The organism is Kitasatospora sp. NPDC059722, assembly GCF_042733235.1.
In the GTDB taxonomy this organism is placed as follows: Bacteria; Actinomycetota; Actinomycetes; order Streptomycetales; family Streptomycetaceae; genus Kitasatospora.
On record NZ_JBHWGD010000030.1, the window covers coordinates 84,357 to 94,621 of the forward strand.

Genomic DNA, 10,265 nt, shown 5'->3' on the forward strand with positions numbered 1-10,265 from the left:
GTGTGGTGGGGGGGGGTCTCCCCCTTTCCCCCCCCCCACACCCCTGGGGGTGTTTTGGGGGGCGGGCCCCCCCCCCCCGGGGCCCCCCCGGGCCCCCGGGGCCCTCTCATCGGGCCGAAGCCGCAGGAATCAGCCGACCGGGGATACGGGTCCGGCGGCCCGCCTCAGCTCGGTCGGCGTGGCCAGGTGATCGTCTGGCCGTCCGGGGTGACGGTGATCTCGAAGCGGTCCAGGGACGGCGAGCCGTCGGTGAGCCACCGCGTCAGGTGTTCCTCGACGGCGTCCCAGAGGCGGGCCGGCCCGCCCTGGCGAACGGTCCACTTCTCGCCGTCCCGGGTGAGTACTGCCCAGGCGCCGGCCTCGACGTCGATGAGGACGTGCTGATCCCGGCCGTTGACATTCAGCGTGATCTTCTGGGACCTCGGGGCTGCCACCTGGGCGACGAAGCGGGCCGTCCAGTCGTCCAGGACGTCCGCCCCGTGGACGGCGCCGCGTTCGTCTCCGATGTTCAGATCGGGCAGCAGCCCGAGCGGCGGAGGCAGGTGAGGACGGGCGAGCATGAACGAGATCTGCCCGTTCAGGAAGCGCCCTTGAGCGGTGCCGTCCTTCCGGACGGTGAGTCGGGCGAGTTCGGAGGAGTACATCCAGCCGCACACGGTGGCCAGGATCAGCCCTCCCGGTTTCGTCTGCTCGATCCACGCGGGCGGGATGGCGAGGACGCCGCAGGTGGCGATGACCCGGTCGAACGGGCGGACGTCGGCGTGGCCGGTCAGGGCGTCACCGACGACGAGCTCGGGGAAGAAGCCGCACGCCCCCAGCGAGATCCCGGCCCGCGCGGAGACCTCCGGGTCGACCTCGACGGAGACGATCTGACCGTCGCCGAGGCGGTGGCAGCCCAGCGCCGTGGAGTAACCGGTGCCGGTGCCCGCTTCGAGGACCCGGTGGCCGTCCTCGACCTGGAGGTTCTCCCACATACGCACGACCAGGTTCGGCATGGTGCTGGAGGACGTGGGGGCCCGCATGATCTCGCCCCGCAGGTCGCCGGGCACGATCGTTCCGGCGACCTGGGTGACCAGGGATTCGTCCCGGTAGCACTGTCCGAGCCAGCCCGGCGAGTCGGGCAAGACGGGCGCCCAGGCGGTCGGCGCGGAGCCGGGGACGACGTCGAAGAAGCCGCCGCGCAGGAACTCCTCCCGGGGCACGGCCTCCACGGCCTTGCGCCACGGCTCGGTCCGCAGGAACCCACGCTCGGCCAGGCTGTCGGCGAGTTCGCGGCGGAGGCGGGTGCTGTCGCCGGTGGTCGGGGTCATCCGGTCTTCCTCTCCAGCAGGTCGGCCATCGCCGTGAGCATCGGCAGACCGGTCTCGGGCTCCAGCCAGTACCACTGACCGGACGGGTTGCACTCCAGGAACCACCATCGGCCCTGCCGGTCCACCGCGAAGTCGAAAGCGCCGAAGACCAACCCGAAGTGGGCGAGGTAGGTGTGCAGGGCCTCCGTGATGCCCGGCGTCGGGGTGTGATCGAAGACCTCGACACGGAGCCGCCGCATGCCTGGTGCCTCGGGTGTGCCGCCGTTCTTGTCCGGGCCGGTGGTCCCGTCGTCAACTACCGTCCGTTCGACGCTCGGGACGAGTACGCCCCGCGTGGTCGCGGGCGGCAGCACTGCGGCGCGGCCCTTTCGCTGATTGCTCCCGCTCGGCCGGAGCCGAGCGGGAGCAGGCATAGGGGCTCAGCGCTTGGCGGCGCGTTGGTAGGCGCGGCCGGAGAGGGGGATGACGATGGCGCGGAGTGTGCCTATCACGATCACTGCGGCGGGGACGGTGCGCCCGGGGTGCGTCGGACCTGGAGTCGGTGGTGTCGGTGCGCGGCCGGTACGCGCTTGCGTTCGGAGAGGCCCCGTCCGGACTTGCCGGACGGGGCTGTTACGGGGCTACCGGGAGGTGGGGACGATGAATCCTCGCGTCGGACCGGTCTTACGGGACATGCCTCTGATGATCGCTAGTGCTTCGTCGGTGATGTCCCGCCGGGTGACGGGGTCAGTGCCGTCGTAGACCCGCCAGTGCCCGTCCGGGTTGCCCAGGTCTTGAGGAGAGACGATTCCCCGAATCCCCAGGCGGCGGAGTGTGTTGGCTACCTGTTGGGCTTCGACCTTGTCCATGCGTCCCGCCCTCTCCGTGTTGGGTGAGGTTCAGGCTAGCTGCCTTCGCCGCCTCCGCCTCCACCTCCGCCGTTGCAGTGTGAAGCGCACCCTCCGGGGTTGATGGGTCCGCATCCGCCGGGGATGGGGGTGTGGGAGCACTGAGCGGCCACGGCCACCATGGCGTGGGTGGGACCGGTCCACAGTTCGTGGTCCGGGGTGTACCCGGCCTCCTCGATCAGGGCGGCGGTCCGTGCGAGGGCGTCCGGGTCGTGCCGCGACGGGTCGGGGCGCTCGGGGTAGTGGTGGACGAACCCGCCGAGCCGGGCGCACAGGTCGGCGTACGGGCGGGTGTGGAGGATGAGGGCGTGCCACCCCTCGTCGACGACGGTGGACGGCGTGATGCGTACGGTGGGGAACGTGCGGGCGGTGGCGACGAACTTGAGCGCTTCGGTGACGATGCGCTTGGCGGTGTCGTCCGGCATTCCGGGGTTGTTGTCGAGCACGGTGCACACGACGGCCCCGAACGTCTTCGCGGTGACGAGCGAAACCGGGTCCACCGGGAGCATCGGGCCGGGGGAGGGCGGCGCCGGCGACAGGGCCGGTTCGGGAGTGGTCATACTGGAGCTCTCCTCACACTGAGGGGTTCCCGGGGCGTCGGACGACGCCCCGGTCCGTTCGGTGTTGCGGGACCCGCTCCGGTCGGCTGCCTGCCAGGGATGACGGCCGGGGCGGGAGTCTGTTTGGGCTACTCCGTGGGCGGAGGTTCGACGGAGACTGGAATGGCTCAGGGCCGCCAGTAGCGGCGGTTGATCTTGCGGACTTCGGCACGAAGCCGTTGGAGAGTCGGCGATTCGGCCGCCGGTTCGAGGGGCGGCGTGGCCGGCCCGGCTTCCTCGATGTCTTCGTACCGGACGGGCCCGCCAAGGAAGTTGGTCCAGGGCGGGAGCGGGTTCTCCGGTTTATCCGTCATCGCGCGCCGCCAGGCATTCATCGTGCTCCAGGTGCAGGGCACGCCATTTGGCGACCTTGCGCCGGATGGTCGGATGCTCGGTGTGCTGGCGTTCGAGGTCGTCGAACCAGAGGCAGGAGGGACATTCGTCAGCGTCGGCGGCGGGTTCTTGCTTGCGCATCGCGATCTCACGCAGGGACATCGGCCACCGCCCTGCACGCCCCCATGTGCCGGGCGCGGATCTTTTCGAGTTCCGCCAACACGCCGGGCAGCCGGGCCTCCGGGTACTTCCTACGCATCTCCGCATCCGCGATGCGGTCGAACGCCGCGCACACGGTGCACTTTGGCTGGGGCTTCGCTTCAGCCGCAGTCACGGCGCCCCTCCTCGTGGGTGCGATTCTCGTGCTCCCGCATCGAGGGCGTGTAGCGGTAAGGATCCGGGAGCCGATGGGGCCCCTTGGCCGGTCCTTTCATGTCGTCATTGCGGCGCGCGGAGATCAGTGCGGCCGGGGCATCGGGGGCGCGCTCGGCAGTCGCCATGGTTGCTCCATGTCCTTCAGGCGCGATGGTCACCCGACAATCGTTGTTTGACGCAACGTCAAGAGCGATATCCAGAGGGTAATCTCACAGTGAGATGCATTGCTGAGGGCGGAGGCTTGGGCCATGGGAACCGCGTTGGAGCCGATCAGACTTCCGGATCTCGCATGGCAGAACGAAGAGGTCCGGGAGGCTCTCCGTCGCCGGGACGTTGCCGCACTGTTCCGATACGTCCAGCACCACAGTGGTGCCAGTCAGGCCCGCATCGCGACTCAGACCGGCATGACCCAGAGCCGCGTCAACGAGATCATCAATGGGCGTCGAGAGGTCAGCCGGCTCGACGTCTTCGAGCGCATCGCCGATGGCCTCAACCTGCCCGACTCCGCGCGACGCCTGCTGGGGCTCGCACCCAGGACCGAGGGCCAACGCACGTCTGGGACCGCATTCGACCTGGCCGCGTTCCCCGAGATCGTCAGGGTCTACAGCGACCAGACCTCGGCCGCCGCCGAGGTGCAGCGCGCAGCCCGGTCTGCGGCCGAGTTGGACGTACTCGCCGTACGGGGGCTGGGTCTGCTCGCCCTCAGCAATTCGCTGCTGCGACAGCACCTCGACCGTGACGGCGACACGACACCCCGCCTGCGCGTGCTCCTCCTCGACCCGCACTCGCCCGCGGCAGTGCGCCGGGCCACCGAAATCGGCGAGTCGGCCGAATCCCTCGCCAGCGGAATTCTCCTTGCCGAGGCTCGGCTTCGTGAGCTGGGCGAGGTCGGGAACGTCGAGGTGTACCGGTACGGCTCTGTCCCTGTTTGGCGAATCATCAGGCTGGATCGCACTCTCTACGTCGGGACCTTCGATGCGGATTGGGAAGGGCACGAGTCGGCAACGTATAAGGTGCTGCCCACTCCCAGCGGGCCCCTGTACAGGGGCTGGAGACGGCAGTTCGAGGTGTTGCTGGACGGCGCTGAGCGCGTGATCTGACGAAGGGACCGGAATGGCGATCGAGGCGGAGCTCAAGGCGGTTGTTCGCGACCCCGAGGCGGTCATCAAGCAGTTGGGAGATCAGTACGGCGTCGGCCGCGCAGAGGTCTACCAGGACACCTACTACGACGCCCCTGACGGCAGCCTGATGGGCGAAGACCGCGAACTCCGGATCCGCACTGTTCACGGGCCTGACGACACCCGGACCGTTCTCACCTACAAAGGCGCCCGCGTCGACGAGGCATCCGGATCGAAGCCCGAACACGAGACGCAGGTTGAGGACGCCGATGCTGCCCACGAGATCGTCAAGGGCCTCGGGTTCACCCCGCGAATCCGGTTCGAGAAGCGGTGCCGCAACTACGACTTCAAGCGGGACGGGCGGCACTTGCTCGCCACGCTCGTCAGGGTGCCGGAGCTGAACGCCACGTTCATCGAAGTCGAGACCGCCGCGACCACGCGGGACGACCTCGTGCCGGCGCTCGCCGTCGTCCGGGCAGTGCTGACCGACCTCGGGATCGGTGAGGACGACCTGACGACCGAGCTCTACACGGACGCGGTCTCGGCGGCTCGTCCGGCCTGACATCGCCCCCGCTCGGCCGCTGCCGAGCGGGGGCGCAAAACTCAGCGGGTCATCTTCCGTGCAGGAGACTTCCGCAGGCGACGTGTGGACGATCCCGGAGGTGGAGCATGCCCAGGCGTGACTACGAGAACGATCCGAACGCTCCCAAGGCGAACAGCCTGGTGCCGGCCGCATCGGTGGTCGTGGTCGACGAGGCGGGCCGCATCCTCCTCCAGCGCCGCACCGACAACGGGATGTGGGGTCTTCCCGGCGGCATGATGGAAATCGGCGAGTCCCTCGCGGACTGCGGCATCCGCGAGACGTACGAGGAAACCGGCATCCACATCGAGATCACCGGGATCGTCGGCACCTACACCAACCCCGGGCGCGTCCTCGCCTACGACGACGGCGAGGTCCGGCAGGAGTTCAGCATCTGTCTCCTCGGGCGCCCGGTCGGTGGCGAACTCCGAATCTCGGAAGAGTCCCACGAAGTGGCGTGGTTCAGCCCCGCCGACACGGACGGGCTGCCGATGGTGCCCAGTGTCCGCAAGCGGGTGTCCGACTGGCGGTCCGGAGACATCCCGGTCGTGCGTTGATCTGCCGCGCCCTGCTCAAGCAGGGTCACGCTCGACTTGCTCCAGCGTTGAACTTGGCGATCAGTTCGGGCAATTCCGCGAGCGAGTGGATTCGGAACGTCGCCCGTTCAGCGGTCGGGTGATTCTGGTGGATCCAGCCCCATGGCCCCCGGCGGATCAGCGCCGTTCGCATCCCGGCTGCGCGAGCGGGAAGGACGTCGTTGTCGAGCCTGTCCCCGACGTACAGGATCTCGTTCGCGGCCGCTGGAGCCACCTCGGCGACCCGCTCGAAGAACAGTGGGTCTGGCTTGCTAGCACCCCAGTCGTCCGAGGTGCCGATCAAGTCGACATCGGTGGTGAACAATTCGCGCAGGAGTCCGCCGGCCCGGGTGGTCTGATTGCCGGCGATCGCCAGCCATAGGCTGTCTGCCCGGAGCCGAGCGAACGCCGGCCTCACATCCGGGTAGATGTCGTCCTCGCCGAACCATTCAGGCTGGCCGGCAGCCGCGCGCCGCTCGCGTTCCTCGTACAGGTCGAATCCGGGCCGGAAGATCTGGAACGTCTCGCGGTAGTCCCTGCCCTGGGCAATTACGGCGCCGAACTGGGCGACGAAGGTGTGTCTGGGCACACCCAGCCAGTCTGCCCAGGTGCCGTACTCCCGGGTCTCGTCGACCAGGCACTCGCCGACATCGAACACCACGGCCTTGATCGTCGTCATGCTCGCAGCCTAGTGAGGAGAAGACGTCCTGCCGGTGCCTCGCGCACGATGTCTGCGTGCCAAAACCTCGTGCTGCCCTGCTGGCGGCGGGACGCGGGAACTGGCTGTTTGATGCCGGCTGTGCGATGGAACGTACAGCCGGCATCAAGTTCCTTGAGGACCTAAGGCCCATGAATTCCGGCAGTACAGGCTTGCCTGAGAGCAATTCGCCCCCGCTCGGCCGGGGCCGAGCGGGGGCGCGGCCGTACGGCTCAGCGCTTGGCGGCGGCGCGTTGGTAGGCGCGGCCGGCCAGGGGGATGACGATGGCCAGGAGTACGCCCATCACGATCGTGGCGGCGAGGATCGGGTGGTCGGACGGGAAGGCGCCGTCCGACGTCCCGCGGTCGTTGCCGAAGAGGTCGCGGGCGGCCGACACCACCGCGCTGACCGGGTTCCACTCCACGACGACCCGCATCCAGCCGGGCAGGCCCTGCGGCGGGACGAAGGCGTTCGACAGGAACGCCAGCGGCATCATCACGACGCCCGCGAGTGCGCTCACCGCCTCCGGGCTGCGCAGCGAGAGGCCGACCAGCGCGCCCACCCACGACATCACGAAGCCCATCAGCAGCAGCAGCCCGAAGCCGGCCAGTGTCTGCAGGATCCCGTTGTGGGCCCGCCAGCCGATCAGGTAGCCGACCAGTGCCATGATCGCGGAGGTCCACGAGACCAGCACGAGGTCCGCGACGGTACGGCCGAGGAGGACCGAAGAGCGCGAGATGGGGAGAGCGCGGAAGCGGTCCACGAGACCGTTGTTGAGGTCCTCGACCACGCCGACCGCCGTGGTGGTCAGGTTGGCCAGCATCACCTGGGCGAAGATGCCCGCCATGATGTATTCCTTGTAGCCCCCCTGCCCCGGCACCTGCATCGCGCTGCCGAACAGGTACCCGAAGACCAGGACGAACGCCACCGGCATGACGGTGATGCCCAGGAGCTGCTCCGGCATCCGCCGGATGTGCCGCATCTGGCGGCCCGCGAGCGCGAACGTGTCGCTGAACACCTCGGTCATGCTGTCTGCAACTCCTTGGACTGGGCGGGGGCGGCAGCGGGCTCCGCGCCCTGCTTGCCGGTGAGGGCGAGGAAGACGTCGTCCAGCGAGGACCGGCGGACGGCGAAGTCCTGCGGCTCGATGCCGAGTTGCTGCAAGCCCTGGGCGGCGGCGGCGATGGTGGTCACCCCGCCGCTCATCGGCACCGACACCGTCCGGGCGTCCTCGTCCACGCTCGGTTCGCCGGAGGCGAGCCCGGCCAGGACCCGGGTGGCGTCGGCGAGGTCGGCGGCCGTGGCCAGCGACACCTCCAGGCGCTCGCCGCCGACCTTGCGCTTGAGCTCGTCCGGGGTGCCGTCGGCGATGACGACGCCCTTGTCGATGACCACGATCGAGTCGGCGAGCTGGTCGGCCTCCTCCAGGTACTGGGTGGTGAGGAGGACGGTCACGCCGTTGCGGACCTGTTCGTTGATCATGTCCCAGAGCGCGAGCCGGCTGGTCAGGTCGAGCCCGGTGGTCGGCTCGTCCAGGAACAGCACCGGCGGCGCGGCGACCAGGCTCGCGGCCAGGTCGAGGCGCCGGCGCATGCCGCCCGAGTACGTCTTCGCCGGGCGCCCGGCCGCGGCCGTCAGGTCGAACTTCTCCAGCAGCTCGTCGGCCCTGGCCTTGGCGCCGCGCCGGCCGAGGCGCAGCAGGCGCCCGATCAGCTGGAGGTTCTCGCGGCCGGTGAGCCGCTCGTCGACGGCCGCGTACTGGCCGGTGAGGCCGACGTTCGCGCGGATCTGCTTGGCCTGGGTGTGCAGGTCGAAGCCGGCGATGGTGGCCCGGCCCTCGTCCGGCGCGAGCAGGGTGGTGAGGATGCGCACGGTGGTGGTCTTGCCGGCGCCGTTGGGGCCGAGCACCCCGAGGATGGTGCCGGCCGGCACCTCCAGGTCGATGCCGTCGAGCGCCTGGTGGTCGCCGTAACGCTTGCGGAGGCCCTCCGCCGAGATCGCCGTTTCCATGACGGCTCCTTTGCTGTGTGAGGTGGTCAGTTGACGGAGGTCAGCCGGGCGAGCAGGACGCGGCCGATCTCGGCCGCCGGCTCCGGCTGGAGCAGGTGGCCGTGGTGCGCGTGCACCGGGTGGGTGGTGATGCGGCCGGCCACGTGCGGCCGCCAGGCCGCCGCGGAGGCCGCGATCCGCGCCTCGGGGTCGTCGGTGCCGACCGTCGAGACGAACAGCAGCAGCTCGCCGTCGAAGCGGCGCGGCCGGTAGCCGTCGCTCAGCGCGTGGTTGTTGACACCGACCTTCACGAAGGCGGTGATGTGCTGCTCCGAGAGGCTGCCGAGCGCGCTGTCCCGGCCGCGGATCAGCTCCATCGCCCGCTGGTGGTCCAGGGGGCGGGAGCGGATCTCGTCGAGGTCGTAGCCGACGAAGTCGAGCAGCGTCTCCAGGACGTCCCGTTCGGTGGGCTTGGTGTAGCCCTCGTCGGTCGTCCAGGACTCGTCGAACGGGGTCTGGTCGAGGTTGGCGAGCAGGGCGACCTCGGCGCCCTGCTCGACGAGCAGGGTGGCCACCTCGTGCGCGACCAGCCCGCCGAAGGACCAGCCGACCAGGTGGTACGGCCCCTCGGGCTGTACCGCGCGGATCTGCTCGACGTAGTCCGCGGCCATCTCCTCGACGCTGGTCGCGATGCGGGCGTCCCTGCCGTCCAGGCCGCGGGCCTGGAGGCCGTAGACCGGGTACTCGGCGGAGATGTGCCTGAGGAGCGACGAGTACGGCCAGCTGAGGCCGCCGGCGCCGTGCATGCAGAACAGCGGGTGGCGGTCGCCGCCGGTGCGCAGCGGCAGCAGCACCTCGAAGCCGTCGCCGTCCTGGCCGGTGCCGAGCTTCTCGGCGAGGCGGGCGACGGTCGGCGTCTCGAAGATGCCCCGGTTGCCGAGCTTCACGCCGAGGACGGACCGGATCCGGCTGACCAGCTGGATGGAGGTGATGCTGTCGCCGCCCAGCTCGAAGAAGCTGTCGTCGATGCCCACCCGGTCCACTTTCAGGACCTCGGCGAACAGGCCGCACAGCACCTCCTCCTGCGCCGAGCGCGGGCCGCGCGCGCTGGCCGCCGACTCGGCTGCGGGGGCCGGGAGTTGCTTGCGGTCGAGCTTGCCGTTGACGCTCAGCGGGAGGGCGTCGAGGGTGACGAAGGCGGACGGGACCATGTAGTCGGGCAGGGCGGCGGCGAGGTGGGCGCGGAGGGCTTCGGTGTCGAGGGTTCCGGGGGTGGCGGGGACGATGTAGGCGACGAGGCGCTTGAGGCCGGGCTGGTCTTCGCGGACGACGACGGCGTTCTGGGTGACGGCGGGGTGGGTGCCGAGGACGGTTTCGATTTCGCCGAGTTCGATGCGGAAGCCGCGGATTTTGACTTGGTCGTCGGTGCGGCCGAGGTAGTCGAGGTGTCCGTCGGGGGTCCAGCGGGCGAGGTCGCCGGTGCGGTACATGCGGGTGCCGGCGGGGCCGTGGGGGTTGGCGGTGAAGCGTTCGGCGGTGAGGGCGGGGCGGCCGAGGTAGCCGCGGGCGAGGCCGTGGCCGGTGAGGTAGAGCTCGCCGGGGACGCCGGGCGGGACGGGTCGGAGGTGTTCGTCGAGGATGAGGGTGCGTGTGTTGGGGATGGGGGTGCCGATGCTGGGCACGCCGGTGCCGGCTTCCAGGGGTTGGGAGATGGTGGCGGCGACGGTGGATTCGGTGGGGCCGTAGGCGTTGGTCATGCGGCGGCCGGGGGCCCAGCGGTCGACGAGTTCGGCGGAGGTGG

The 10,265-nt window shown here is 69.9% G+C and carries 13 protein-coding genes and 1 pseudogene; 3 read left to right on the plus strand and 11 right to left on the minus strand.

The annotated features are described in order from the left end of the window. Positions 1 to 164: 164 nt before the first annotated feature. The 7 genes and pseudogenes from tgmC to ACFV4F_RS20650 all read right to left on the minus strand — a co-directional run bounded on the left by tgmC (position 165) and on the right by ACFV4F_RS20650 (position 3,629). Entirely contained in the window at positions 165 to 1,310 is a 1,146-nt protein-coding gene (gene tgmC, locus ACFV4F_RS20620; RefSeq protein WP_380504292.1) for an ATP-grasp peptide maturase system methyltransferase, read from the minus strand. Continuing rightward, a pseudogene (locus ACFV4F_RS20625) lies at positions 1,307 to 1,513 on the minus strand (ATP-grasp ribosomal peptide maturase); the annotation flags it as partial. The gene tgmC and the pseudogene ACFV4F_RS20625, both read right to left, overlap by 4 nt. A 417-nt stretch (positions 1,514 to 1,930) precedes the next feature. Continuing rightward, entirely contained in the window at positions 1,931 to 2,158 is a 228-nt protein-coding gene (locus ACFV4F_RS20630; protein WP_380504294.1) for a hypothetical protein, read from the minus strand. Positions 2,159 to 2,193: 35 nt separating this feature from the next. Then, positions 2,194 to 2,757: a glycine-rich domain-containing protein gene (locus tag ACFV4F_RS20635; protein ID WP_380504296.1), complete on the minus strand. Its 564-nt coding sequence runs from the start codon at positions 2,755 to 2,757 to the stop codon at positions 2,194 to 2,196. A 342-nt stretch (positions 2,758 to 3,099) separates the two neighbouring features. Beyond that, positions 3,100 to 3,291, minus strand: coding sequence for a hypothetical protein (locus ACFV4F_RS20640; RefSeq protein ID WP_380504299.1), 192 nt, complete (start codon positions 3,289 to 3,291; stop codon positions 3,100 to 3,102). Next, entirely contained in the window at positions 3,278 to 3,463 is a 186-nt protein-coding gene (locus ACFV4F_RS20645) for a hypothetical protein (protein WP_380504302.1), read from the minus strand. Before ACFV4F_RS20645 ends, ACFV4F_RS20640 begins: the two co-directional genes overlap by 14 nt. Beyond that, positions 3,450 to 3,629: a hypothetical protein gene (locus ACFV4F_RS20650; protein ID WP_380504305.1), complete on the minus strand. Its 180-nt coding sequence runs from the start codon at positions 3,627 to 3,629 to the stop codon at positions 3,450 to 3,452. The genes ACFV4F_RS20645 and ACFV4F_RS20650 overlap by 14 nt, the downstream gene beginning before the upstream one ends. 123 nt (positions 3,630 to 3,752) lie before the next feature. On the opposite strand from ACFV4F_RS20650, the gene ACFV4F_RS20655 reads away from it, so the two are divergent. The 3 genes from ACFV4F_RS20655 to ACFV4F_RS20665 all read left to right on the plus strand — a co-directional run bounded on the left by ACFV4F_RS20655 (position 3,753) and on the right by ACFV4F_RS20665 (position 5,759). Then, complete coding sequence (locus ACFV4F_RS20655) at positions 3,753 to 4,604, plus strand: helix-turn-helix domain-containing protein (protein WP_380504307.1); 852 nt, start codon at positions 3,753 to 3,755, stop codon at positions 4,602 to 4,604. Between the two features lie 13 nt (positions 4,605 to 4,617). Then, the gene (gene cyaB, locus ACFV4F_RS20660) at positions 4,618 to 5,184 is read left to right on the plus strand and encodes a class IV adenylate cyclase (RefSeq protein ID WP_380504310.1); all 567 of its coding nucleotides are present in this window, start codon (positions 4,618 to 4,620) and stop codon (positions 5,182 to 5,184) included. Between the two features lie 107 nt (positions 5,185 to 5,291). Continuing rightward, positions 5,292 to 5,759 (plus strand): NUDIX domain-containing protein, encoded by a 468-nt coding sequence (locus ACFV4F_RS20665; RefSeq protein ID WP_380504312.1) that lies wholly within the window; start codon positions 5,292 to 5,294, stop codon positions 5,757 to 5,759. Between the two features lie 25 nt (positions 5,760 to 5,784). Here the strand turns inward: ACFV4F_RS20665 and ACFV4F_RS20670 are convergent, their stop codons facing one another. The 4 genes from ACFV4F_RS20670 to ACFV4F_RS20685 all read right to left on the minus strand — a co-directional run. After that, entirely contained in the window at positions 5,785 to 6,456 is a 672-nt protein-coding gene (locus ACFV4F_RS20670) for an HAD family hydrolase (protein WP_380504315.1), read from the minus strand. 251 nt (positions 6,457 to 6,707) lie between these two features. Continuing rightward, complete coding sequence (locus tag ACFV4F_RS20675) at positions 6,708 to 7,502, minus strand: ABC transporter permease (RefSeq protein WP_380504318.1); 795 nt, start codon at positions 7,500 to 7,502, stop codon at positions 6,708 to 6,710. After that, entirely contained in the window at positions 7,499 to 8,485 is a 987-nt protein-coding gene (locus ACFV4F_RS20680) for an ATP-binding cassette domain-containing protein (protein ID WP_380436781.1), read from the minus strand. The genes ACFV4F_RS20675 and ACFV4F_RS20680 overlap by 4 nt, the downstream gene beginning before the upstream one ends. Positions 8,486 to 8,511: 26 nt before the next feature. After that, on the minus strand, positions 8,512 to 10,265 hold a 1,754-nt coding region (locus ACFV4F_RS20685), incomplete at its 5' end, for an alpha/beta fold hydrolase (RefSeq protein WP_380504321.1).

What these genes read in the sequence shown, in the direction of transcription:
- ACFV4F_RS20640 (WP_380504299.1), bottom strand. Translation starts at nt 3,291, where the DNA reads ATGTCCCTGCGTGAGATCGCGATGCGCAAGCAAGAACCCGCCGCCGAC.
- ACFV4F_RS20670 (WP_380504315.1), bottom strand. Translation starts at nt 6,456, where the DNA reads ATGACGACGATCAAGGCCGTGGTGTTCGATGTCGGCGAGTGCCTGGTC.
- cyaB (WP_380504310.1), top strand. Translation starts at nt 4,618, where the DNA reads ATGGCGATCGAGGCGGAGCTCAAGGCGGTTGTTCGCGACCCCGAGGCG.
- ACFV4F_RS20630 (WP_380504294.1), bottom strand. Translation starts at nt 2,158, where the DNA reads ATGGACAAGGTCGAAGCCCAACAGGTAGCCAACACACTCCGCCGCCTG.
- ACFV4F_RS20655 (WP_380504307.1), top strand. Translation starts at nt 3,753, where the DNA reads ATGGGAACCGCGTTGGAGCCGATCAGACTTCCGGATCTCGCATGGCAG.
- ACFV4F_RS20650 (WP_380504305.1), bottom strand. Translation starts at nt 3,629, where the DNA reads ATGGCGACTGCCGAGCGCGCCCCCGATGCCCCGGCCGCACTGATCTCC.
- ACFV4F_RS20675 (WP_380504318.1), bottom strand. Translation starts at nt 7,502, where the DNA reads ATGACCGAGGTGTTCAGCGACACGTTCGCGCTCGCGGGCCGCCAGATG.
- tgmC (WP_380504292.1), bottom strand. Translation starts at nt 1,310, where the DNA reads ATGACCCCGACCACCGGCGACAGCACCCGCCTCCGCCGCGAACTCGCC.
- ACFV4F_RS20665 (WP_380504312.1), top strand. Translation starts at nt 5,292, where the DNA reads ATGCCCAGGCGTGACTACGAGAACGATCCGAACGCTCCCAAGGCGAAC.
- ACFV4F_RS20680 (WP_380436781.1), bottom strand. Translation starts at nt 8,485, where the DNA reads ATGGAAACGGCGATCTCGGCGGAGGGCCTCCGCAAGCGTTACGGCGAC.
- ACFV4F_RS20635 (WP_380504296.1), bottom strand. Translation starts at nt 2,757, where the DNA reads ATGACCACTCCCGAACCGGCCCTGTCGCCGGCGCCGCCCTCCCCCGGC.